Below are 23,973 nucleotides of genomic sequence, written 5' to 3' on the forward strand. Positions count from 1 at the left end.
CATTAGTCTAGATTTTATGAGGTGATGCCTCAAAAAATCATTTCTTGCGATGAAGCTAAAAGTAAATTTAGACGATAAAGGGAGATTTAACCAAGTTTCTCTCACTATGTATTGCCAAGTCGTACTCACTTTAGAAACGATAAGTTAGATGAATGCCTGCATAGGTCTGGTCTAAGCTAGCCTCGTTACCATCTGCTCTGGCCTCAAGCTTGATATCTTCTTGGGCTAATGTATGGCTGAGGTGTCCGGACAAGGCAAGTTGATTATTGATGAGCCACTCAGCTTCTATGCCAAATTGGAAGTGATTAATGCCATCATGATCTTCGGTGACATATTGGAAATCAAATGCCTGAGTAATGTAGGGGGTAAGGGTGAGGCCGTGGAGCAGTTCCCAAGGGCTGTGTATGCTTGCCTCGACGAAATACCCGCCTGCTTCGGTAGAGTAGGTATAAGCCAATGATGGCACTAGCCAGTCTTGGTAATGGTAAGTCAGGGTGCTAAAAAGCTCATTGTCACTGCAGCGCTCAGTCCCATAAAATTCTAGCCTTTGATAACCTAAGCTGACTTCGACAGTATCTGAGAGTAAGATGGCGTATTCCAGACCAAAGTTCCACTCTGTGTAGTCTTGGCTATCTGCTCGACCGCCCGTTACATACCCAGTAAAATCTCCATCTTGGACGGCAACGGTCCCCCAAGTTACGCCACCGTTGTCGAGGTTATTACGGCCTTCAGATACGTACTTAGAGTCCCATCCAATGTCGAGAACAACCTGAATCTTGTCCTGTTCGTTTGATGGTAACTTATTGATGTTATGAGAGTCATCGAAGTTTGAAATATCACCCGCATTGGCGGAAAAAATGGCAATAACTAGGCTGGAAGCAAGCGATAATTTGGCAATGTTGTGCATAATTTAACTGATTTAGGCGAAGGGATGTCTATAGTGGTTATAATATTCCTTACTCCTTGAATGTAAATGAGAACGTGTTTCATTTGTGGGCTGGTTATCAATAGCTAAAATGTAAATTATGAGTAAATCAATATTTTGAACTAGGTCAATGTTTTTTATGGATTTGACTGCTAGGTAAGTATTTTATATAGGGATTTAACGATCTTGCTTGAATATGGCTCACTTCGCCCATATGTCATAGTCAGACTCGTTACTTTGCTGAGGAATAAACATGAGCAACCCTTTGCTTACCAGCACCACGTTACCCCAATTTTCGAAGATTAAGCCTGAACATATTCAAGTGGCTGTAGAGCAAGGTATCGCTAACTGCCGCAGTAAAATAGATCAAGTACTAGCCCAGTCAGTTTCCTTTACCTGGGATACTCTGGTGGCGCCTCTCGAAGAGGTAGATGATGAGCTCGGTAAGATCTGGTCACCAGTTTCTCATATGAATTCGGTTGTCAGTAGTGAAGAGTGGCGTGAGGCACATGATGCCTGTTTGCCTTTGCTATCTGAGTACGGCACCTTTGTAGGTCAGCATCAGCCTCTCTATGAAGCATACAAATCATTGAGGGCCTCCAGTGAATTCGAGCAGATGAGCCAGGCCAAGAAACAAGTTATCGAACACAGTTTGCGTGACTTTGAGCTGTCTGGTATCGGCCTCAGTGATGAAGACAAGCTAAGATATGGTGAGCTGGTCAAGCGTATGTCTGAGCTTACTAGTAGCTTTTCGAATCAACTGCTTGATGCGACTCAGGCCTGGAGCAAGTTGATCACGGATGAGGGCGACTTAGCTGGTCTTCCTGAGTCAGCCATTGCCGCAGCTAAAGCCATGGCTGGAGCAAAGGAGCTGGAAGGTTGGTTATTTACCTTAGATTTTCCATCTTATCTTCCTGTGATGACTTACAGCGAAAATCGTGAGTTACGCGAAGAGTGCTATCGCGCCTTCGTGACTCGTGCATCGGATCAGGGTCCCTTCGCCGGTGAATATGATAACGGTCCCTTAATGGATGAGATTGTTGCTCTGCGTCACGAGCTAGCCTTGCTGCTAGGTTTCGAGAGCTTCGCCCATAAGTCGCTGGCCACTAAAATGGCCGAAAATCCTGAGCAAGTGCTGGCATTCCTTAATGAACTTGCAAGCCGCTCGAAAGATCAAGGTAAAACCGAGCTGGCGGAGTTGACTGAATTTGCCCAGCAAGAGTTCGATGCAAGTGATCTTCAGCCCTGGGATCTCACCTTCTATGCCGAGAAGCTTAAGCATCACAGATACGAGATTTCTCAAGAGTTACTGCGTCCATACTTCCCCGAAGATAAAGTGCTTTCCGGCCTATTCTATACCGTGTCTCGCCTATTTGGTTTGAGCGTAGAAGAGCAAAAAAACTTCGATAGTTGGCATGACGATGTTCGTTTCTTCCATATTAGAGACAGTGACGGTGTACATAGAGGCAGCTTTTACTTGGACCTTTATGCCCGTGAAGGTAAGCGTGGCGGTGCCTGGATGGATGATTGTCGTGGTCGTCGTCAGACATCGAATGGCTTGCAAGATCCTGTGGCTTATTTGACCTGTAACTTCAACGCTCCTGTAGACGGTAAACCTGCCTTGTTTACTCACGATGAAGTGACAACCTTATTCCATGAATTCGGTCATGGTATTCACCATATGTTGACCAAGATAGATGTTGCTGGAGTTTCCGGTATTAATGGTGTGCCTTGGGATGCCGTAGAGTTGCCGAGTCAGTTTATGGAGAATTGGTGCTTTGAGGAGGAGGCATTGTCCGAGATTTCCGGGCACCATGAAACCGGTGAGCCGTTACCGAAAGCTATGTTAGACAAGATGTTAGCGGCAAAGAATTTCCAGTCAGGCATGGTGATGCTGCGTCAACTTGAGTTCTCGCTATTCGATTTTAGACTGCACCTGGAATACACACCGGAGCAGGGGGCTAAGATTCAAGGCAAGCTGGACGAAGTACGTAGGCAAGTTGCCGTGGTCAAGGCCGCTGAATTTAATCGCTTTCAGCATAGTTTCGCCCATATCTTTGCTGGTGGTTACGCCGCAGGATATTATAGCTACAAGTGGGCCGAAGTGCTTTCTGCCGATGCATTTTCTCGCTTCGAAGAGGAGGGGATATTCAACTTAGGAACCGGTCGTAGTTTCCTTGAAAATATCCTACAAATGGGCGGTAGTGAAGAACCGATGGTCTTGTTCAAACGCTTCCGTGGACGTGAGCCTAAGATCGATGCTTTGCTTCGTCACAGTGGCATCGGCGGCGAGTAGAAAGTAAGTCTAGCTTGAGCCTGTCACTCAAATGCCAATCGGTTTTCCGATTGGCATTTTTATTGGCTGATTCACGCCGATTTGAGTATCTATTGGTATTAAATCGAGATCAGTCGAGTCTTTCTAATGTGAAAAAATGTTCGGATTGAGTTTCAGTGATTGTTCCGTCTTCCTGAGTTTCAGTAGACGAGGATTCAACTCCTCCTAAGGTCACTTTTTCATGGGATATAAGTTTCACGTTCGTCATGATTTGATTACTGAATGCAAACTCTGGCTCTGCAGCAGCTGTAGGTTCTGATGGTGACTCTATGGCATGTCGGAAAAATTTAGCATCGACATAAAAAGTGTCTTCCCCCAAATTTCTGATGGTAATGTCATGTGTTTCGTCTTTAAATTTTAGCTCTTCTCCGAATTGACTTGCTGATATTTTGATGTCTATAGATGTCGCTGTTTCATAGAGATATATTTCGGTCTGTCTATCCTGCGCATTAGAATTTAGCGTGATAAACATCATAGATAAAACCATGACTACAAGTTTTGTTTTCATAAAATAATAATCTTATATAGAAAGCTAAGAAGCTCTTGGTTTTTTTGAAGGTATAAATACCATTTAATGCGGATTAATACCAGAATTCAGCTTACCCTTACATTAGCAACTTGTGATCTGGTATGACCTCTGTTAGCCTTTTGGGTTCTTTTTAGTACCATTTTCCAGAACCGTTTTAAGTATTAGTTGTAAGGACTGTTAATGAATCTCTATTTCAGGCTAGTTTGGCTCTTTATTTGGCGGGTACGCCATTGTCGCTCTATTGGTTTCCTCGATACCAGTCGTATCACCTATCGTGCCTTGCCCTTTGATTGTGATATCAATTTACATGTAACCAACTCAAGATATCCGGCATTTCTGGATTTAGCCCGTACTTATATGATGGCTGAGATGGGCTTCTTGAAAAAGTTTATCAAGATGAAATGGATGCCAATCGTCAATGCCGCAGAATTTACCTATATCAGAGACATCAAGCCCTTCACTAAGTTTGAGATTGAGACCAAGCTGGTGGGATGGGATGAGAAGTATTTTTATATAGAGCAAAGGTTTGTCAGTGGTGACACCTTGCACTGCATAGTACATGTACGTGGTGTGTTTGTGTGTCGAGGTAAGCAAGTTCCCATAGAAACGATGATCAAGGAAGTAAACTTCGAAGGTCCGGCTCCTGAGCTTCCCCCGGAAGTCGTTAAGTGGAAGCAGTTTCTGCAATTGAAGAAAGAGCGGAATATATAAGCGTTTCTGGTTACTAGATTCTGTAAATGAAACTGGGAGCTTCTTCTAAGGTATTGGCCTCCTTCCCGAGAGGACTTCTATTTGTGCCAAGTCGACTTCCTCTGTTACTTGCTGGAATGCGCCTCTTAGCTGAGCTTGGTGCCAATATCTGTCCAAGTTGTCATATTCAAAAATCTTAAAGTGGTTCTGTGCGCAATATAAGCATGGGAAAAGTGCGCAGTCTGCCAAGGTTAAACTATCACCACACAACCAATGTTTATCTTCTAGCAAAGTATCTAAGTACTCTAGGAAACGATTAATGTCATTTTCTAATTGTTTGATACGAATCTGATTCTTATCCCCAGATTCGAGTTTTTGATGCTCAAGCTCAAATAATATATTACTGAAATCATTATCGATCAGACGATCTTGTAAGCGCGTATCCAGAGCTAGATTCTGCTCCTTAGGTAATAAGCGAGTGCCTGTGGAGAATTCGTTATCGACATATTCTATGATAATGCTCGATTCGGGGATCAGTTTTCCGGTCTTGGTCTTGAGGAGTGGTACCTTACCCGGAGGATAAAACTGACAGAACTCTTTACGAGAAAAAGGGTCGGTTAGTTCTATGATTCTTGGGTAGAAGTTGGCTTGTTTTTCGTAGAGGGCAACGAGAACTTTCTGTGAGTAGCGGGAAAGTGGATGATAAAACAGCTCCATCAGCGATCGCCCTCAAAGAAAATGTGAGTTATATAGATAATTTTAGTCGCTACAGATTAGAGCGCAAACCCATAAGCTACCTGAGTATTAAGTTAGCATCTGTTGCTTGTCAGCTTTTAGCCTCTCTTGAATAAAGTCGAGAAAAGCCTTCACCTTAGGTGGTATCACATCATTGAAAGGGTGAGTCGCGTAGACGACGCCCTTCTGTAGATGATAATCAGACAAAATGTGCACCAAGTGTTTGCTGGCTATCTGAGGCTGAGCTAAATAGCTTGGTAATATTCCAATACCCAGTCCTTGTTTGATTAGCTTCAATACCCCTAGATTACTATTACAGCTGATAAATGGACTGATATTGAGTTTAAACTTATCGCCATAGCTATTTTGGATCTGGTACTTTTTAGGGAGTTGATTAGGTGCCTGCAACACCCATTGGTGCATCTGTAGCATATCTGGGTGAAGTGGCGAGCCATGTTGTTCAAGATATTCTGGGCTGGCGACAAGGTACTCATCGAATTGAGTGAGTTTGATGGCATCTAGTTGCGGATCTATGTGGGCATCAGCATGAATCGCTATGTCTATCATATTTTCTCGCAGATCCATGTGTCGATCTTCGAGCTGTATAGAAATACGGATCTTAGGATAGAGTCGATGAAATGCTCCCAAATGTTTGAGCAGATCGTGTTCACCGAAGCAAATCGGGGCTAAAACTTTAATACTGCCATGTAGCTCAACGTCATTGGGGCGAGTCGAGAGTTCGGCTTGTTTGGCTAGTTGAAGCAGTTCGGCGCAATAATGATAGAAATTTTGCCCATCTTGGGTGAGTCCCATCTTTCGGGTGGTTCTTTGGAGCAGCTGTGTCTCACACCTAAGCTCTAATTTCTTTAGATGTTGACTGACCATGGAGCGGCTAATGCCCAGTTCTTCCGCCGCTGCAGTGAGGGAGCCCTGTTCGACTACGTTCGCAAAGACTAGCATTCGATAAAGTTGTCCTGCGTCCATAAATTCTCTCCATGGCGACATAACCAATAGTTAAACAGTGATAACCAAATTTGCCTATATATATTGATTGTTTATTAATTGCTCGTTATTAAAACTAGATGTTTGTTTGGTTTTTGTCCAGTAGCTTTGAATCTTCACGGGAAGTGGAAGTCGTTGCTTTCTGTATTAGATTTCTTACTATGTACAGATTATTTAGTTAGGAATCGATATTCCAATATGAGTCGACAAGAATCTTTCTCTGCTATCTACCAAAGAGCAAGTGATCGCAAAGGTGGTGACGAAGGCCTAGAGAGCCTGCTACCTAAAAATAACTCGAATTTAAGCGTCGATGAGATAGGTGAGTATAGCGATGCTCAGCTATTGTCAGAGATTAGTAAGAAGGTATTCCAGTCAGGGTTTGTTTGGCGCATCGTCGAGAATAAATGGCCTGCCTATGAGAAAGCTTTTTTCGGTTTCGAGCCTATGAAGGTGCTGATGCTATCGCCTGAACAGCTACATGAACGGGCCAGCGACGCGACGCTTATCCGACATATGAAGAAGACGATGGCCATCTATGATAATGCGCTTATGGTTCAAGACATTGCCAGAGAGCACGGCAGCTTAGCTGAATTCATCGCTAACTGGCCTAGTGAGGATATTACTGGTTTATGGGCACAGCTTAAACGAAGAGGCACTCGACTTGGGGGGAACACGGGTCCCTATTTTCTGCGAGCCATGGGCAAGGATACCTTTTTGCTAACCGGCGACGTGCAAGCTTATATGAAAGCGCACAAGTTGGTGGACTATGGTTTCAGCTCTAAGAGTGGACTCAAGCAAGTGCAAACCGTATTTAACACCTGGCAACAAGAGTCAGGCCGTAGTCTTGCCGATATTAGCCGCATTCTGGCCTGTGGCGTAGGGGATAATAGGGTTTAAACTTATGGTACAGGCTTGGCGGGATTATTGCCTAAGCCTGCAGGAAAACCAAGTGCTAATTATTGCAGACAGGCGTTTCATGTAGATAAAGCCAGCGTAATTTAACATCTGTAGTGTCAATAATTGCTGTTCCAAGACGCTCTGTAATCTGAGCATATTCATGGTGGATTTCTCGATAGCGGATTGTCACTATGCCATTCTCGTCTAAGATTGGCATAGCATCCTTAATGATTATCTCCAATTCTGGGCGCTTTCCTAAAGCGCTATTGAACAGCTGTGTCACCTCAGGTAAACCGACAAGGGTGCCCTGTTGAGTGATCATGGTAAATTTTGGATCGAAATATGTTAGTAGTTCGGATAAAACGGCTCTTCCTCTCTCCTCTGAATTAGTAAAAACCTGATGGATCAATCGATGGATTGTGTGCACGCTTTCTGTGGCGAGTCTTTTCGTCTTTTTCATGGAGATACCTTATTTTAGCTTGTTGATGTACAAGAGTGGCAGCATGCCAATCAGGGCGGCGATTAAATATGTAAGGTGATAGGCTTGGGTTTTGGAGAGGTGCATGACAACACATATCAGGTTAAAGACCATGGTAAAGAACGCTGCTCCGATGCAGAAAGATACCTGTCGATTGATGTTCCAGATCACGCTTGCTTTTAGCATCTGATGTTCATCAAAATCCATCAATGCTGTTGTCTGTGCACAGTTAGCCCCTAAGCCTCCGCCAATGCCCATCAGTGTGTACGCCAGCATAATAACCGTAAGTGGTGAGCCTGAGTGAACCCAAAGCAGGGTAGAGATCCCCGCGCTGTGTAGTATTAAACTACTGATAAATAACTTATGTGGTCCAAGTTTGTTGTAGCTTTGGGCACATATTATTATGGCAATAATAGCTCCAAAACCGTACAAAATCATAAACATACCGGTTTTATCTGCGCTGAAATTCAATATGTCTTGTAAGAAGAATATATTGAGTAGATTAATACCAGTAAATACTCCTGGAATAGCGTAATAGATGATGATCGACAAGGTCAGCTTGTTATTTTTGAGCAGGCTTAGGTTAATAATAGCGCCTTCATGGTTTTTGTCGTGTTTGACATAAATCAGGGTAAATACCGCCACTGTGAGCAGGGAAAATCCCCCAACTAAGCTATTTTGATCGTTAGCATAAACTGACATTCCCACTAGCAGTGCGGTTAACGCTGCACTTACAAGTAGTAAGCCTCTGATATCTGGCTTTGAGACTGCGGCCTTTTTTTCATTTTGAATCCAGTACCATGCCAGTAGACACACCAGTATGGAGAGCGGAGCGTTGCTGAAAAATACCCAGCGCCAAGAGAGGTGTTCGACAATCATCCCTCCTATCATTGGTGAGATGGCAGGGGCAATTAATGCTACCGCCATCACTAATGTAGAAATTTTGGCTCGCTGATTATTTTGGAATTGGCTGAAAGTCAGTGATTGTCCTATGGGGATCATTAGGCCCGCACCTAATCCCTGAATAAATCGCCAGCTGACGAGTTCATAAAAACTGCTTGAGAAACCACATAAGAGTACTGAAATGGTAAATAAGGCCATAGATAGGCTAATAATATTCCTTGGTCCAAACCGACTGGCTAACCAAGGGCTGATGGGAATGATTAAAGTCATTCCCAGGATATAAGCATTGGCAACCCAAGCTACGGTTGAGGTATCGGTGTGGAATTCACTGGCAATCGAAGGTAGGGCGATTGCCGACATGAAGATATTAATGCAGTCGATAAAGAAACCGAGTAAAAAAACCAGTGTTATTTGGTAGCGATAAGTCATCTTGTATGCCTTTTTTACGTAAGGTTAATGTATAGGACGAATCAGATAATGGATGACCATAAGACCTGAGAGCTTTGAACATTGGGTCTTCGATTTTTCATCGTGCGGCAGACTGGATTAGTGATTTTTAGCTAATCTAGCCCTAAGGTTATGCTTGCCTCATTACTGGCTTGGTCTATCACTCTATTTTCTTCTCCGCTTATGAGCGCCATAAACCATCCTCAATGTTGGATTTATATTGTCGGTAGATTAAATGGTTCATTAAATGTGAGCAATAATCTAAAATTCACAACATTAGTGATTATTTCTGCACAATGAGGGCGTCATGGATCTTCTTAAATCGATATCTACCTTTCAATTAGTGGTTGAATATAAGAGTTTCTCCGGTGCGGCCCAGGCTATGAATTTAGTTCCCTCTGCTGTGAGTCGACAGGTGAGTGAATTAGAAAAGTGGTTGGGAGTACGCTTGCTGCAGCGGACAACACGCAGCATAGGCTTAACTAGCGAAGGGCGAAGTTATTTGGCACAGATGGCGCTGATTAGCCAGAGTGTGGCGGAGCTAAAAGGGGCGATTCCATCCAGTACAGAATTAAAGGGCGACTTAAGAATAACGGCACCATTAATTCTAGGGAAATATGTTTTACCATCTGTGTTATCGGAATTTTCAAACCAGCATCCAGAGGTTAACCTGTCACTTTTTTTGACGAACAGAAACGTAAACTTGGCCGAAGAGGGTTATGATCTGGCACTGCGAGTAGGTAATTTACCTGACTCAGGTTTGATTGCACGTACGCTAGGAGAGTACCGGATCAAAACCCTCGCATCTCCCAGCTATTTGGAGCGTTATGGTGTCATTCTTACCCCACAGGAACTGAAAGATCACCGATGTTTGATTAATAATGCGAGACATACTCCGAGGCGCTGGCTTTATCAAATTGACGATAATCCCATACAAGTAAAAGTGGATGGCGACATTGAGTCGAATGATTCTGAATGCTTACTGGAATTTTGTTTGCAAGGTCAGGGGATCATACAGTTGCCGACTTTCCAAGTTAGGCACTTGATCGAAAAGGGAGAATTGGTTGAACTAATACCTGAGTATAGCGCTCCTCCTCAGCAGGTTTCTTTGCTATTTACCAGCAATAAGCTGATGGGGCCAGTACAAAGAGCCTTAATTGATTTTCTGGTAGGTTTTTTCCATAAAAATCCGGTAGCAAGGGGAAATTAATTGCTCCTCTCAATAAATTCTCTATGAGTTGCATAGTCCTTTTACGGTATCAGGAAGGGGATAGCATAAAAAAGCCAGCCTGAGTAGGCTGGCGAAATTTTGTCAAAGCAAAAGATAGAGATGTGGATCGAACTGTACGTTGAGCTATGTTGCAAGGTAAAACTGTTTCTAAGCACTAATATAAAACTAGCTTAGAAGCTTTTGTTGATGCCGATAACGAATCTGTCATCAAAAATTTCTGTTTGAGTGCCATAGACCTTGTGGGTCTCATCGACTGTACTGCCGTGATATCTAAGGTCGAAATTTAGGCCAAAATAAGCCTTACTGATACCTAAATTCCAGTGCCCCCAGCCCTCGGCGCCTTCACCATCCAGATCTTGATAGCCTACAGAACCAGACACTTTCAGGCCGTTGTTGAATTCATAACTCGGATGGATGGCGTAGTTAACCCCTTGCCAACCTTCGACACCGAACCAATCATCGATTGTAGGGGTGACTTCCAATTGGATATTTGCCTGACCAAATTGCTTGCCCACTTTTAACCATAATTCTGTGTAGTTTGAATATGAAGCACCAGGATAGAGGTAGGAGAATACCATCACGTCATAAGTGAATCCGCTGTCGCCAAACTCACCAGCTTTACCGATGAAAGGAGCTGTGACTATTTCTAGATTGGGATCGGCAAATTTGATATTCGATGCGAATACACCGCCATACCAACCATCATCATTTCCCCATCCTAAAGTTCCTTGCACCACAGGCACGTCGCCATCCATGGTTTCTGACTCACCACGAAATACATAGTCGGAGGCAAAAGTCAGGTTTCCTGTGATAGTGCCACCCAATACTTCTGAATCCGAGTCCGACACTGCTGCTTGAGCAATGGAGGAGGCTGAAAGTAATAATCCGCCTAAGAGTAACGTGCGTTGTAGTTTCATCTGGACTGTCATGTTCATAATCTCACATAGATAGAATTTGTTAGCGCAGTTGCATCATAAGAGGGGGATGTGAATAGAATTGACTAATGGGATGAACCAAAAGCGAAAATATATGAACAAATATGAATGAGTTAGCCGGTTTCGCTAGTTTGATATAACTGTGATGTCGCTAATTATCTTATAATCTTGAGTAGAGAGATGTCACAAGGTGAGTGTGATGAAGATCACGGAATTGTAGTGTTTTAACCTGTTATGCAACATAAGATTATGATTATCATCTAAAATTTGCATTAGCTTACAAATTTACTGTGAGTTCCTCTTGTTGAGCTTGTTTACTTATGAGATAAAGGCACGTTCAAATCTTACACAATAATTTATGCTTCCAAATATACCTGTAATAGTCGTTTCTATTGTTCGGGATACCATGTCTGGGTCGGTTGCTTTATAGGAGTTCTCATGCGGCAAATAGTGAAAGTTGCCTCTTTTTTAAGTGTGGCGTTATGGATAACTGCTTGTGGACAGAATGGAGATGCTAAGCAAGGTCATGCTCCAGGAAGTGCTGAAGTCGGCGTTATCAAGGTTAAGACCCAATCTCAGGATATTCGAGTCGAGTTGCCGGGACGGAGCAAGGCATTCCTCGAGGCCGAAGTTAGACCACAGGCTTCGGGTATCATTACCGAACGGACGTTTGTAGAAGGCAGTGATGTTAAGAAAGGTCAGTCTCTCTATCAGATTGACTCGGCAACTTATAAAGCCGCTGTGATCAGCGCCGAAGCAGACTTGGCAAGTGCTAATGCCAGCCTAGTGTCAGCCAAAGCGAAAGCATTGCGTTTTAAAGAGTTAATCAAGACTAATGCCATCAGTCAGCAGGACTTCGATGAAGCCGATGCCTTGTATAAAGAAGCATTAGCTAATGTGGTCGTTGCTAAAGCAGCTATTAATACTGCCCAGATTAATTTGGTCTATACGGAAGTTAAGGCGCCTATCTCTGGTCGGATCAGTAAGTCCAGCGTCACAGCTGGTGCGTTAGTAACGGCGAATCAGACACAAACCTTGGCAAAGATTCAGCAACTGGATCCCATCAATGTGGATATTGCTCAGTCAAGCGCTCAACTATTGCGCTTAAAGGCCAAGCTTAAGCAAGGAAAGTTGCAAGCTACTGATAACGCGGATGTGCAGCTTATTCTCGAAGACGGCACTACTTACGCTCATGCTGGCGTGCTGCGATTTGCTGAAGTGAGCGTCGATGAAAATACGGGCTCGGTAACCTTAAGGGCCGAGTTCCCTAACCCCGAAGGTCTGTTGTTGCCTGGCATGTATGTACGTGCCGTGCTCAATGCTGGTACCGATCCACAAGCGATTCTAGTACCGCAGAAAGCCATCACCCGTAATACCAAGGGACAGGCCGTTGCTATGTTAGTCAATAGCGAAAATAAGGTTGAATCTCGTGTTGTGACTACTGCTGAGGTGATCGATCATCAATGGCGTATCACAGACGGTCTTGCCGTCGGTGATCAGCTTATTGTCGAAGGATTACAAAAAATTCGTCCTGGCGCTCCAGTTAAGACTGTAGCTGTCACTTCTGATGATTCGGCGAATACACCGGCTAGTCAACCGACTAAGCAGAAATAAGGTAGGGTAGAGTTATGGCACGTTTCTTTATCGATCGCCCTATTTTTGCTTGGGTGATCGCCATTATTGTGATGCTGGCCGGGGTCTTGTCGATCTTCGGGTTACCCGTATCTCAATATCCGAGTATCGCGCCGCCATCGGTTGTGATCAGCGCTGTATACCCTGGTGCATCAGCTAAGACTATGGAAGATTCGGTGACTCAGGTCATCGAGCAGAGAATGACAGGTCTGGATAACCTGCGCTATATATCATCGACTAGTGATAGCTTCGGTAATGCGCAGATCACCTTAACCTTTAATGCAGAAGCAGATCCTGATATTGCTCAGGTACAGGTGCAGAACAAGTTACAGCTTGCTATGCCTCTGCTACCCCAAGAAGTTCAGGCGCAAGGTGTTAACGTCAGTAAGTCGAGCGCAGGCTTCTTGATGGTATTGGGCTTTGTTTCCCAGGATGGTTCTCTGGATAAGAACGATATCTCGGATTATGTGGCGTCTAACATACAAGATCCCATGAGTCGTGTTCCTGGCGTGGGTACCATTCAACTGTTTGGTGCTCAGTATGCGATGCGTATCTGGCTAGATCCTCTCAAGCTGACTCAATATAATCTGACCAGCATAGATATTATGGCCTCAATACGTGAGCAGAATGCTCAAGTATCTGCGGGTCAGTTAGGTGGTGCCCCATCTGTCGGCGGACAGGAGCTTAATGCGACTGTATCGGCTCAGAGTCGACTGCAGACTGTAGATCAGTTCGAACAGATCATCATCAAGTCTGATTCCAGCGGTGCCAATGTTTACCTCAAGGATGTGGCTCGAGTCGAATTAGGTGCAGAAAACTATTCGTCTGAGTCTTTCTACAATGGTAAGCCTGCGGCGGGTATCGGAATTCAATTAGCAACCGGAGCTAACGCACTGGCAACGGCTAACGCGGTACGAGCCAAGATTGACGAGATGGAGACTTTCTTCCCTCAGGGGCTGGAAGTCGTTTATCCTTATGATACGACGCCATTCGTAGAGCAATCCATCGAAGGTGTTGTTCATACCTTACTCGAAGCAATTGTACTCGTTTTCTTGATCATGTTCCTGTTTCTACAAAATATCAGGGCGACACTCATTCCGACCATCGCTGTGCCTGTGGTGTTATTAGGTACCTTCGCCATTTTGTCGGCGCTGGGTTTCTCAATTAATACTTTGACCATGTTTGCCATGGTGTTGGCCATCGGCTTGCTGGTGGATGATGCCATCGTGGTAGTGGAAAACGTCGAACGTGTGATGCAGGAGGAGGGGCTGAGCCCCATCGAGGCCACCAAGAAATCCATGGAGCAGATCACTGGTGCTCTGGTAGGTATCGGTTTGACCTTATCGGCAGTATTCGTGCCCATGGCATTCATGTCGGGCTCGACAGGTGTTATTTATCGTCAATTCTCGGTGACCATTGTTTCGGCCATGGGACTATCGGTGATGGTAGCCTTGATTCTGACTCCGGCCCTATGTGCCACTATGCTTAAACCGATGAAGAAAGGTCAGACGCATATTGATACAGGCTTCTTCGGTTGGTTTAACCGCAGTTTCGACAAGATGACATCGCGCTACACCGACAGTGTTGCCGCTATGATCAAACGAACTGGCCGTGTCATGTTGATTTATCTGGCCTTGGTTGTCGCAGTGGGTTGGATCTTCATGCGTATGCCTACAGCTTTCCTACCCGATGAAGATCAGGGCATCATGTTTACTCAGGCTATCTTGCCAGTGAACTCGACTCTGGAAAGTACTCAGAAGGTGATGGAAAAAGTCAGTGACTTTTACCTTAACGAAGAAAGTGAAAACGTGAAATCTGTATTCAGCGTTTCTGGTTTCAGCTTCGCGGGTAACGGTCAGAACATGGGTATCGCCTTCGTCAGTATGAAGGACTGGGCCGAGCGAGAGGGTGTCGGACAAGATATTCAATCGGTTGCGGGGCGAGCCATGGGCATGTTTATGCAGATGAAGGAAGCTTTCGTGTTTGCATTTGTGCCTCCTGCGGTTATCGAGCTGGGTACTGCAAACGGTTTCGACTTCTATCTACAGGACAGAAATGGCCAAGGTCATGAAAAGCTGGTTGAAGCACGTAATATGTTGTTAGGCTTAGCTTCCCAGAATCCTAATCTGGTAGGGGTACGCCCGAACGGTCAGGAAGATGCACCTATGTACCAGATACATATAGATCAGGCTAAGATCCGTGCCTTGAGTGTCGACATCAACTCGGTGAACAGCGTGCTGGGTACGGCATGGGGTGGCTCATACGTGAATGACTTCATCGATCGTGGACGAGTTAAGAAAGTCTATGTTCAGGGTGAAGCCCAGTACCGTATGCAGCCGGAAGATCTCGATACCTGGTATGTACGTAATAGTAATGGAGAGATGGTACCTTTCTCAGCTTTCGCTACGGGAACATGGGAATATGCTTCGCCTCGACTGGAGCGATTTAACGGTCTACCTGCGATGAACATTCAGGGGGGAACTGCACCTGGCTATAGTACTGGTGCTGCCATGGACGATATCGAACAGATGGTGAAGAAGCTACCACCTGGGTTCGGTGTCGAGTGGAACGGACTATCCTATGAGGAAAGACTATCGGGTAATCAGGCTCCAGCTCTGTATGCCCTGTCTATCGTGGTGGTATTCCTGGTATTGGCGGCATTGTATGAGAGTTGGTCTGTACCTTTCGCGGTTATCTTAGTGGTTCCTTTGGGCATTATCGGTGCACTTATTGCCATGAACACCCGCGGATTGCCAAATGACGTATTTTTCCAGGTTGGGTTATTAACAACGGTGGGACTGGCGACCAAGAATGCTATTTTGATTGTAGAGTTTGCCAAAGAGTTCTATGACAAAGGAGCTACTCTTGTGGATGCGACGCTACATGCTGTACGTGTACGTCTGCGTCCGATCCTGATGACATCATTAGCCTTCGGCTTAGGGGTTGTACCGTTAGCGATAAGCAGCGGCGTAGGCTCTGGTAGCCAAAATGCCATAGGTACAGCTGTACTAGGTGGCATGATGAGTTCGACCTTCATAGGGATATTCTTCATCCCAATTTTCTTCGTCGTTGTGGAGCGTATCTTCAGCAAACGAGAGAAGAAGAAGGCAGCCGAAGCTGAGACCAGCGCTACGTTATAGCATTAGATGATCTCGACGAGATAATGTTTAAAAAACCCGGCAATAACATTGCCGGGTTTTTTTATTGGTTAAAAGGAAAGATGAGAAGACGTGAGGACGCCAACAAGTTGGCTAGGAGGCGCCTATTAGGAAAGAAATAAAGCTAGGTGAATGAAGCTTAAAATTAGCTCAGAGCCATTTTGAAAGACTGTTGAATGTATCTGGGAAGTGTTTTAGATTCACATAGCTAGTGTTTACGGTAAGCTAGCTGCTAGCTTTATTATTCATGCATGCACATTAACAAATAGATGCGAATATGCACTGCACCGAAGTTTATTTCAAGGAAAAAAATGCGAACAATTGTAATGTCAGCCTTGGTGCTATGCTTTGTGTCTGGATGTGCTACAAACCTCAATAAGATAGATTCTAGTCCTGATAAAAGAACTATTATTGCCTACAGCGATTCAGGAGCAAATGTTTTACTGCCTTGGTCTTCTACAAATAGAACAAGAATTGAGAAGGTAGATGGCGAGGATGTCAGTGACTTTTTTACGGAATAAAATGCCTTAGCTGTTTCCCCTGGAACGCATTCTTTGATTATAAGTTGTTATATAATTCAAGGTGGTATACCTGCCAAAAATCGGATGACCTATGAACTTAAAGTTGAACAAGGGAAAAATATATCTTTAAGGCTAGGTTAGATGGAAATTCGGGGTGTAAAACTAGTTATGAAGTAATCTAAACTTCACCAACAGCTAAATTAGGGGCGAAAAAATTACTACCCCTTTTGTTGGTAAAACAACCTATAGGAAATAGTTGAAGTACATAATAGACTAATTTAGCCTTGCCCTAAATCGACGAGGTCGCGCCCTCGCAGGGCTGTCGACCTCGTCTTAGCTTTTCTCGTAAAACCTAATACCTTCTTCTAAGGCGTATAATAGGTCGCGGCCCCAGGTCCCACTGGCATCTCTAATACAAAGACCCAAAGGAAGAAGAACAGCGTCCAACCGATAAAAAATACGATGGAATATGGAAGCATGGTGGCGATGAGCGTACCTATGCCTAAGTTCTTCTTATACTGGGAAGCGACCGCAAGAATTAGTCCGAAGTAACTCATCATAGGGGTGATCAAGTTAGTCACCGAATCCCCGATTCTATAGGCCGCCTGAATGGTTTCCGGTGCATAGCCAATCAGCATCAGCATAGGAACGAAAATGGGTGCAGTTACTGCCCATTGCGCCGAGGCACTGCCTAACATTAGGTTGATGACACCACACATCATGATGAACAACAGGAACACGAGTGGGCCAGTGAGGCCGATGGCGCTGAGTGCATCGGCGCCCGAAACGGCTAATACCGCACCTAAGTTAGTCCACTTGAAGAAGGCGACAAATTGCGAAGCGAAGAAGACCAATACGATATACATGCCCATGGAACTCATACTGTGGGACATGGCATCGATAACATCTTTATCTCGTTTCATGGTGCCGACGACTTTACCGTAAACCAGACCGGGAATAGCGAAACAGATAAAGATAAAGGCAACAATTCCCTTAAGGAAGGGCGAGTCGGCCACTAAGCCGGTTTCTGGATTTCTCAGTGGTCCACTTTCCGGTACTATAGTTAGTGCCAGCAATGCAGAAAGTATGAGTATGGCAATCCCTGCAGCTTTAAGGCCCCGCTTTTCCTGGGCACTGACAGAGTCCATTTTCTGATGACTTAAGTCGACAGCCGCTTCACTAGCATCATATTTACCTAGTTTAGGCTCGACAATTTTCTCGGTGACCAGTGCGCCTAAGACAGTAATTAGGAAGGTTGAGACGAACATGAAATACCAGTTCACCTCGGGACCAACGGTATACTCAGGGTCGATCATCTGAGCTGCAGCTTCAGTGATTCCGGAAAGCAGAGGATCGACAGTACCTAAGAGTAAGTTAGCACTATAACCACCGGATACCCCGGCGAATGCCGCAGCAAGACCTGCAAGTGGGTGACGCCCAAGAGAGTGGAATATCATCGCCGCCATAGGGATTAGAACCACATAACCTAGCTCGGCTGCTGTATTTGATACGATACCTGCGAAGACTATCGTTAGGGTGACTAAGCGTTTCGAAGTCCCCATGACTAATGAACGCATAGCGGCAGAAAGCATGCCGGAACGTTCGGCTATCCCGACACCTAAAAGCGCTACGAGTACGGTACCAAGTGGCGTGAAGCCAGTGAAGTTAGTCACCAGATTGGAGACTATCATCCTTAAACCTTCGGCATTCATCAGGCTGACAACATGAATGAGTCCGTCTTCACTGCGTCCTGATGAGCCTATCGGGCGAGGGTCGGTAATCGAAAGTTCGAAGTAACCAGCGATGCCGCTGATAACGATAACGGCCATACAGAACATGGCGAATAGTGTGATGGGATGAGGGAGCAAGTTACCTAATCGCTCGACAATATTGAGAAAACGCACAAAAGCGCCGCTCTGTCCCCCAGATGGTCCCGATGATTTGAGAGGCATATCTATGCTCTCATCTTTATTTAAACCCATACCCTGTTTCCTTCAATGTTGGCCTCTTTGGACCTTTTTGTCGCCACTTTAATAGTTGGCTTTTTCGGTTTTCATACTCGGGATTTCCGAGTCGACCTGCCATCATGTCTCAGTAGGTTTAAATGAAGCTTAAAATGCTAAGTTAATGCGTTTAATTATTGACTGCTGTTTATGAAAAGTGAAGAGAAGTGTTAACCCCTATGAGATTTCTTGTATTTATGTGGAGTCATCTCAGTGCGGCGCTTGAACTCGGTATAGAAGGAAGACTTGCTGTTATATCCGACCTCATAGGCGATATCTATAACGCTCATTTCACCCTCGAGTAGTAGCCCCTTAGCATCTTGTATGCGGTATTGGTTAATCAAGTCGAAATAGTTACCTTGGGTGTGCTGGTTAATTATCTGGGATAGATGGTGAGTACTTATTTGCAGTTGTGCGGCCAGTTTCCCAAGAGACAGCTTAGAGTCTTTATATACTCCTTCACTCATAATGTGTGCGAGATCCTTGATGACCTCTTCGGCTTGATTAGAGGTCACGGAGGAGCGGTATTGTTTATCGACTAATACTCCTCCGATTGGTATCTGTATGCTACTCAGGAGGGGGCTCGTCTGTTCTGATACTTGCTCTGATCTAGGGGCAAATGGCTGGGAGCGTATTTTATCAAGGGCTTGATGACTGAGGATGTTTTTACCCAGCACAGGTAGATAGTAAAAAATCATGCAGCTTATCGCTGTGACGATTAACACAATACTGGATATCATCCAGGTGAATTTGTGTGGCAGACGAAAGAGGAAGAAACCAAATACGATGGCGAAACTGATGCTGATGCCTATGAAGCCACCCTTGAGGCGATTTATTTCTCTGAGCACATCATTTTTCTTATTGTTCATTTCAACATGCAATTCATGCCAGCTTAAGTATAGGTATACAGAACCTAATCCACTTATTAACAGCAATCTACTGAAACGTATTGGCATCAGGGAAAGTTGCCAGGGAATAGGCTCATTGGCATAAACATGTACAAAAAATTGCTGTTTTGCGGATTCATCGAGCATGTTGTAGGGCATCATCACGATTAAATAGATTAGGGGGAAGGCTAAGTGTTTGATATTTCTCCACTGGAACTCATCGTTTAATCCCATACTGGCTTTGAAGTAGAGGTAGAAGAAAATAGGTACTGACACTGAGAGTGGGCCGGATATCGATATGATATAAAGATAACTCCCACCGTCTTCGAAAATTGCCAGTTCGATCATTAAGCTTATCAGACCTATCAACATCATAGAGAAACAGAGTCTTGCCTTATTGTTTTGATGGGGCGTAGTTGCGACATACCCCATCATGAAGAAAGACATTCCCACTGATATTAGTAACAAGATGGTCATTAACTGCATGGCTTAATCAATCCTTGGTTTAAGCCTGCCTCATAGGGCTATGGCAACACCTGAAAATAACCAAATGAACCCAAATACTCAAACAATCGTTTAAATAATTGATAATTAGTAAGAATAAAAAAGTCCGAACGGGTCGGGGCGGTCGAGTTGTTCTGCATTAGTGAATAAAGTAACAAATGAATAGCAAATCATAAACTTATTTTTGGTAAATCATAGGGTGTCAGCTTGATTTTGGGTCGCATCTACAGGGGATTAAATCGGTAATGAAAAATAATAAATATAAAATATACCTAACTCCAATTGCAGTGGCGTTGACGCTGTCGCTAGTGGGTTGTAATGGCAGCGACGATGATATCAATGAACCAGAGGTTCTACCCAGTACCGCAAAAATTGAATATACCTCATTTGGTGTGCCGCACATTACCGCCTCTGATTATCGGTCATTGGGATATGGGCAAGCGTATGCCCACGCTCAAGAGAATATGTGTACCTTAGCCGAGCAGATTATCGAGGTCAGAGCTCAAAAAGCTATCACTTTCGGTGCCGGCGACTCGAATGAAAATGTGAATACAGATTTTGGCACCTTAGCCCTGAATATTTATAAGGATGCTGAGAATGCGATAGAAGGTATGACACAAGAGCAAACTGAGTTATTGACAGGTTATGCGGCAGGGTTTAATCAGGCCGTATTAGATAAAGTAGGGTCGCAAAATTATCCATCTCCTTGCCGAGGGGCTGACTGGGTTCCCGAGCTGAGTATTGTCGATCTACATGCCTATCATTTAAAACTGGCTCTGTTTGCCAGTGGTGGCGCGTTGACGACTCAAATAGCCACGGCTTCACCAACACCAACGAATAACAGTTTACAGAAGATGTTCAAAGATGTGGCCAGCAAAAACGAAGGTCTGGGCAGTAATGGTTGGGCACTTGGCCGGGATAAGACTGAATCCGGTAGTGGTATGTTACTTTCTAATCCTCATTTCCCTTGGGTTGGTAACCTTAGATTCGTAGAAAATCATCTGCAAATTCCTGGTGAAATCAACGTAACCGGTGTCTCTTTCGTCGGTGTGCCTGGAGTGCTTATTGGTTTTAATGAAAACATTGCCTGGACTCATACGGTTTCTCAATCTAAGCGCTTCACCACTTATCGTTTGACACTGGATGCTGAAAACCCGACTCGCTATCTCTATGACGGTGAATATCTGGATATGACCAGCCAAGAATTTATAGTCTCGGTGAAAAATGATGATGGCACCAGCGCTGAGGTGAGCAAGACACTCTATTCATCTCATTATGGACCTATGCTTGGCTGGTATCCAGATGGAACAGCGGTCAGCTATCGTGATGCTAATGCCAATAACGGTAACATGGTCAGTCAATGGTTGGCCATGGATCGTGCCAAGACTATCGAAGAGTTTGAGGCGGCATTCGAGACCTATCAGGGCATTCCCTGGGTGAATACTATGGCGACAGATGATAAGGGAAATGCCTTCTTTATCGATGGTTCGAGGGCGCCAAATCTGAATGCATTTGCCGCAATTTTAGTTAAAGACTTCGTGAATAATGATCCTGTGGGTAAGGCGCTATGGCAAGGTGGCCGCGGCCAGTTAGTACTGGATGGCAGTATGTCGTTATTTGAATGGGTGGATACTGGCAACACACCGATCCCGGGTGTGGTGCCTTTCGAAAAATCCCCTAAGGTACTTCGCAGCGATTATGTGTTTAATGCTAACAGCAGTCATTGGCTAAATAACGTCGAGGAACCATTGGAAGGTTACTCTATTGTCTATGGTCCAGAGCAGACTATTCGAAGTCCACGGACGCGAATGAATGCGACCATGTTGCAAGAAAAATCGGCTCAGGGTATATCCGGAGAAGATGGTAAATTCAATCTTGACGAGTTAAAGCATGTAGTGACGAGTCAACGTGGCCAACTGTCTGAGATGATCAAAGATCAGTTAGTCGATCGTTGCACCGGAGTCACCAATATCACTCTAGAAAGTCAGGATATCATCGATATCTCAGCGGCCTGTAGTGTGCTCGCAAACTGGGATGGCTTATATGCTAATACCAGCCAAGGTGCTCATCTATTCAGAGAGTTTCTGAAGGTATTTGATGTAGGCGGCGAGCAAGTGTTGAGTGATAGTTTATTCGACCTAGCATTTGATGTTAAAAACCCAGTTTCAACACCGGCGCAGCTGGCCAAGCATACAGGATCAGTCGCTAGCGACCCAGTTTTACAAGCTTTAGCCAGCACGGTCCAGCATCTCGCCAGTGTAAACATTCCATTGGCAGCACCATTGGGGACAATTCAGTACCATATGAAGAATGAAGAGAAGCTAGCCATTCCTGGTGGAGGCACCATAGATGGTGTGTTTAATATCAATACTGGCGGCAGTGCTAAGGTGAAAAGCTATGGTTATCCCGTATTTCATGGTGCGAGTTGGTTGATGGCGTTGGAGTTTACTACTGATGGCCCTAAGGCCGATGCGTTTTTAACTTACGGTCAATCCCATGATCCTGAGTCAGAGCATTTTGTCGATCAGACTCGCTTGTTTTCCAAGGGGAAGTGGCGTCCGGTGCTGTTTACCGAGCAGCAAATTAAGGATGACTTAGTCGACACCATAGAGTTAACTCTGAACTAGCGTTAATTCCAGACAAAAAAATGGACCCAAGTAAGGGTCCAAAAGGGATATTTGATTTGCGCTTGCACTAACAATTAAAAATTAGAGAAGTATAAGCAAGCAGTTCGAACAAATGGGGTAATACTCTCGCTGTTTGCTTGATTACTAATTTAGCAAGGTACTGCTGTACGGAAACTGAATGATAAAGTCATTAAGTTCAGTCTCTTCATTAAATTTCAGGCAAAAAAAAGCCTCTATTCTAAGAGGCAAAAGGGTTCTATGTTTTTATAACAATGAGTTTGGTGCTTAAGAACTCGTTGTTAGGGATCTTTCCGGCAAAGAGGGGTAAATCCAGGGAGAATTGACCTCTTTGCTTACCAACTAATCTACTCCATCTTGTCTGTATGAATGCTGAATCATGATGCAGAGAGAGAGAATAACTCTTATTTTAATATATAAACCTGTCTTTATTGATAAAGGTCGCCTCTAACGTTTTAAACGAGTTTCCCTATTGAAAGTCTTAAAATGTGATTGTCAGCATTGAATGCCTGTCTTAGTGAGTATTATTCAGAGTTAATTACTCATAATAGATAGGAAAATGAGCATGTTTTATGAGTGGTAGGTTATTTTTTACCACTAGAGTTTATCTTTTTTAATAATAAAATCAATAGGTTTAATTTTTGTTTTGAAAGTTTATTCAAATTGTAGTCTATTTTCTCGCTTTAATCTCTATTTAAGCGATAGCCTAAGGTAATTACTAAGTTTAGTAGATTAAAAGTACTGTAAATAGGCAATTTTTCTTAAATTAGTGCAATAAGCACCCTCTAGTGCTTCGTTAGTCTTTTACATAAATGTATGGAAATAGTGGAAAAAATAGGTGAGAGTAAAGGGTTAAAGCTTAATCAAAAAAGCTGAGCAAATAGTCGCTAAAAAGAAGAATAAGGACATGAGATGGAAGGATTGCTGTTAGCTTTGGGATTGGTAGTCATTATCGTCTACCTTTGGTACGTGAGCCTGGTAAAAAAACGCAATGCGGGTCGTGAGGCCTTGTCAGGCATAGATGTGCAGATAAAGAAGCGTTCGAACCTAGTGCCTAATATTTTGAAAATCGCTCAAAAATTTATGGATCATGAGAAGGCCTTACTCACCGATATTACAGAGTTGAGGGCCCAAGCAATTAAGTCCTATGATGCCAATGACGCAGCAGAGATCAGAGAGCATTTAGCCGTTGCTGAACAGCTCAACACTAAGATGGGCCAGCTTATGATCAATGTCGAAGCTTATCCTGAGCTTAAGTCTGACAATACCATGCTACAGGCGATGCAAACCTATAACGAAGTCGAGGCACATATTTCGGCTGCGCGTCGTTTTTATAACGCTGCAGTTACTGAATTGAATAATGCAGTAGAGATCTTTCCTGGATCAATTATTGCCTCAATGGCAAGCATCAAGATTATGCCTTTCTATGAAGCCGACGAGGCCTCGAAAGGGCCTATCGATGCCGCAGATTTTCTCAAATAATCTAATTTTGCGGTCTTTGGGGCCGCATTCCTTT

18 protein-coding genes are annotated in these 23,973 nt (G+C 44.2%); 9 read left to right on the forward strand and 9 right to left on the reverse strand.

Annotated features, from left to right (window positions below; genetic code table 11):
* Positions 1-130: 130 nt before the first annotated feature.
* Positions 131-907 carry a hypothetical protein gene (locus sps_RS00910; RefSeq protein WP_077750760.1) on the reverse strand — a complete coding sequence of 259 codons (777 nt, stop codon included), beginning with the start codon at positions 905-907 and terminating at the stop codon, positions 131-133.
* Between the two features lie 271 nt (positions 908-1,178).
* Between sps_RS00910 and prlC the strand changes: the two genes are divergently transcribed.
* On the forward strand, positions 1,179-3,221 hold the full coding sequence (gene prlC / locus sps_RS00915) for an oligopeptidase A (RefSeq protein ID WP_077750761.1): 2,043 nt from the start codon (positions 1,179-1,181) through the stop codon (positions 3,219-3,221).
* A 109-nt stretch (positions 3,222-3,330) separates the two neighbouring features.
* Here the strand turns inward: prlC and sps_RS00920 are convergent, their stop codons facing one another.
* Positions 3,331-3,768 (reverse strand): hypothetical protein, encoded by a 438-nt coding sequence (locus sps_RS00920; RefSeq protein ID WP_077750762.1) that lies wholly within the window; start codon positions 3,766-3,768, stop codon positions 3,331-3,333.
* 201 nt (positions 3,769-3,969) lie between these two features.
* Here sps_RS00920 and sps_RS00925 point away from each other — a divergent pair, with 201 nt between their 5' ends.
* Positions 3,970-4,500 (forward strand): thioesterase family protein, encoded by a 531-nt coding sequence (locus sps_RS00925; RefSeq protein WP_077750763.1) that lies wholly within the window; start codon positions 3,970-3,972, stop codon positions 4,498-4,500.
* A 45-nt stretch (positions 4,501-4,545) separates the two neighbouring features.
* On the opposite strand, the gene sps_RS00930 is transcribed toward sps_RS00925, so the two are convergent.
* Both sps_RS00930 and sps_RS00935 read right to left on the reverse strand, forming a co-directional pair.
* Positions 4,546-5,196 carry a glutathione S-transferase family protein gene (locus sps_RS00930; RefSeq protein ID WP_077750764.1) on the reverse strand — a complete coding sequence of 217 codons (651 nt, stop codon included), beginning with the start codon at positions 5,194-5,196 and terminating at the stop codon, positions 4,546-4,548.
* 87 nt (positions 5,197-5,283) lie between these two features.
* A complete protein-coding gene (locus sps_RS00935; RefSeq protein WP_077750765.1) occupies positions 5,284-6,198 on the reverse strand; it encodes a LysR family transcriptional regulator in 915 nt (304 codons plus the stop codon).
* Positions 6,199-6,414: 216 nt separating this feature from the next.
* Between sps_RS00935 and sps_RS00940 the strand changes: the two genes are divergently transcribed.
* Positions 6,415-7,113, forward strand: a complete 699-nt coding sequence (locus sps_RS00940) for a DNA-3-methyladenine glycosylase I (protein ID WP_077750766.1) — start codon at positions 6,415-6,417, stop codon at positions 7,111-7,113.
* Positions 7,114-7,168: 55 nt separating this feature from the next.
* Here sps_RS00940 and sps_RS00945 read toward each other — a convergent pair whose 3' ends face one another.
* On the reverse strand, positions 7,169-7,573 hold the full coding sequence (locus tag sps_RS00945) for a hypothetical protein (RefSeq protein ID WP_077750767.1): 405 nt from the start codon (positions 7,571-7,573) through the stop codon (positions 7,169-7,171).
* 9 nt (positions 7,574-7,582) lie between these two features.
* On the reverse strand, positions 7,583-8,923 hold the full coding sequence (locus sps_RS00950; protein ID WP_077750768.1) for an MFS transporter: 1,341 nt from the start codon (positions 8,921-8,923) through the stop codon (positions 7,583-7,585).
* A gap of 325 nt (positions 8,924-9,248) precedes the next feature.
* Between sps_RS00950 and sps_RS00955 the strand changes: the two genes are divergently transcribed.
* Positions 9,249-10,151 (forward strand): LysR family transcriptional regulator, encoded by a 903-nt coding sequence (locus sps_RS00955; protein WP_077750769.1) that lies wholly within the window; start codon positions 9,249-9,251, stop codon positions 10,149-10,151.
* 191 nt (positions 10,152-10,342) lie between these two features.
* Here the strand turns inward: sps_RS00955 and sps_RS00960 are convergent, their stop codons facing one another.
* The gene (locus sps_RS00960; RefSeq protein WP_418346759.1) at positions 10,343-11,101 is read right to left on the reverse strand and encodes a TorF family putative porin; all 759 of its coding nucleotides are present in this window, start codon (positions 11,099-11,101) and stop codon (positions 10,343-10,345) included.
* A 444-nt stretch (positions 11,102-11,545) separates the two neighbouring features.
* Here sps_RS00960 and sps_RS00965 point away from each other — a divergent pair, with 444 nt between their 5' ends.
* From sps_RS00965 to sps_RS00975, 3 genes are all read left to right on the forward strand, one after another.
* Complete coding sequence (locus tag sps_RS00965; RefSeq protein ID WP_077750770.1) at positions 11,546-12,721, forward strand: efflux RND transporter periplasmic adaptor subunit; 1,176 nt, start codon at positions 11,546-11,548, stop codon at positions 12,719-12,721.
* 14 nt (positions 12,722-12,735) lie between these two features.
* Positions 12,736-15,879: an efflux RND transporter permease subunit gene (locus tag sps_RS00970; protein WP_077750771.1), complete on the forward strand. Its 3,144-nt coding sequence runs from the start codon at positions 12,736-12,738 to the stop codon at positions 15,877-15,879.
* A gap of 329 nt (positions 15,880-16,208) precedes the next feature.
* Positions 16,209-16,418: a hypothetical protein gene (locus tag sps_RS00975; RefSeq protein WP_077750772.1), complete on the forward strand. Its 210-nt coding sequence runs from the start codon at positions 16,209-16,211 to the stop codon at positions 16,416-16,418.
* A 365-nt stretch (positions 16,419-16,783) separates the two neighbouring features.
* On the opposite strand, the gene sps_RS00980 is transcribed toward sps_RS00975, so the two are convergent.
* Entirely contained in the window at positions 16,784-18,370 is a 1,587-nt protein-coding gene (locus sps_RS00980) for an AbgT family transporter (RefSeq protein ID WP_179948404.1), read from the reverse strand.
* 221 nt (positions 18,371-18,591) lie between these two features.
* Positions 18,592-19,794 carry a helix-turn-helix domain-containing protein gene (locus tag sps_RS00985; protein WP_077750774.1) on the reverse strand — a complete coding sequence of 401 codons (1,203 nt, stop codon included), beginning with the start codon at positions 19,792-19,794 and terminating at the stop codon, positions 18,592-18,594.
* A gap of 263 nt (positions 19,795-20,057) precedes the next feature.
* On the opposite strand from sps_RS00985, the gene sps_RS00990 reads away from it, so the two are divergent.
* Both sps_RS00990 and sps_RS00995 read left to right on the forward strand, forming a co-directional pair.
* On the forward strand, positions 20,058-22,439 hold the full coding sequence (locus tag sps_RS00990; RefSeq protein WP_077750775.1) for an acylase: 2,382 nt from the start codon (positions 20,058-20,060) through the stop codon (positions 22,437-22,439).
* Between the two features lie 930 nt (positions 22,440-23,369).
* Positions 23,370-23,939, forward strand: coding sequence for a LemA family protein (locus tag sps_RS00995; protein ID WP_077750776.1), 570 nt, complete (start codon positions 23,370-23,372; stop codon positions 23,937-23,939).
* Positions 23,940-23,973 lie beyond the last annotated feature (34 nt).

The organism is Shewanella psychrophila (assembly GCF_002005305.1).
GTDB lineage: Bacteria > Pseudomonadota > Gammaproteobacteria > Enterobacterales > Shewanellaceae > Shewanella > Shewanella psychrophila.

Excerpts from the sequence above, each read along its gene's own strand:
- prlC (WP_077750761.1), top strand. The coding sequence starts at position 1,179 with ATGAGCAACCCTTTGCTTACCAGCACCACGTTACCCCAATTTTCGAAG.
- sps_RS00910 (WP_077750760.1), bottom strand. The coding sequence starts at position 907 with ATGCACAACATTGCCAAATTATCGCTTGCTTCCAGCCTAGTTATTGCC.
- sps_RS00975 (WP_077750772.1), top strand. The coding sequence starts at position 16,209 with ATGCGAACAATTGTAATGTCAGCCTTGGTGCTATGCTTTGTGTCTGGA.
- sps_RS00925 (WP_077750763.1), top strand. The coding sequence starts at position 3,970 with ATGAATCTCTATTTCAGGCTAGTTTGGCTCTTTATTTGGCGGGTACGC.
- sps_RS00950 (WP_077750768.1), bottom strand. The coding sequence starts at position 8,923 with ATGACTTATCGCTACCAAATAACACTGGTTTTTTTACTCGGTTTCTTT.
- sps_RS00940 (WP_077750766.1), top strand. The coding sequence starts at position 6,415 with ATGAGTCGACAAGAATCTTTCTCTGCTATCTACCAAAGAGCAAGTGAT.
- sps_RS00965 (WP_077750770.1), top strand. The coding sequence starts at position 11,546 with ATGCGGCAAATAGTGAAAGTTGCCTCTTTTTTAAGTGTGGCGTTATGG.
- sps_RS00935 (WP_077750765.1), bottom strand. The coding sequence starts at position 6,198 with ATGGACGCAGGACAACTTTATCGAATGCTAGTCTTTGCGAACGTAGTC.
- sps_RS00970 (WP_077750771.1), top strand. The coding sequence starts at position 12,736 with ATGGCACGTTTCTTTATCGATCGCCCTATTTTTGCTTGGGTGATCGCC.
- sps_RS00945 (WP_077750767.1), bottom strand. The coding sequence starts at position 7,573 with ATGAAAAAGACGAAAAGACTCGCCACAGAAAGCGTGCACACAATCCAT.
- sps_RS00960 (WP_418346759.1), bottom strand. The coding sequence starts at position 11,101 with ATGACAGTCCAGATGAAACTACAACGCACGTTACTCTTAGGCGGATTA.
- sps_RS00980 (WP_179948404.1), bottom strand. The coding sequence starts at position 18,370 with ATGCCTCTCAAATCATCGGGACCATCTGGGGGACAGAGCGGCGCTTTT.
- sps_RS00930 (WP_077750764.1), bottom strand. The coding sequence starts at position 5,196 with ATGGAGCTGTTTTATCATCCACTTTCCCGCTACTCACAGAAAGTTCTC.
- sps_RS00955 (WP_077750769.1), top strand. The coding sequence starts at position 9,249 with ATGGATCTTCTTAAATCGATATCTACCTTTCAATTAGTGGTTGAATAT.
- sps_RS00990 (WP_077750775.1), top strand. The coding sequence starts at position 20,058 with ATGAAAAATAATAAATATAAAATATACCTAACTCCAATTGCAGTGGCG.
- sps_RS00995 (WP_077750776.1), top strand. The coding sequence starts at position 23,370 with ATGGAAGGATTGCTGTTAGCTTTGGGATTGGTAGTCATTATCGTCTAC.
- sps_RS00985 (WP_077750774.1), bottom strand. The coding sequence starts at position 19,794 with ATGCAGTTAATGACCATCTTGTTACTAATATCAGTGGGAATGTCTTTC.
- sps_RS00920 (WP_077750762.1), bottom strand. The coding sequence starts at position 3,768 with ATGAAAACAAAACTTGTAGTCATGGTTTTATCTATGATGTTTATCACG.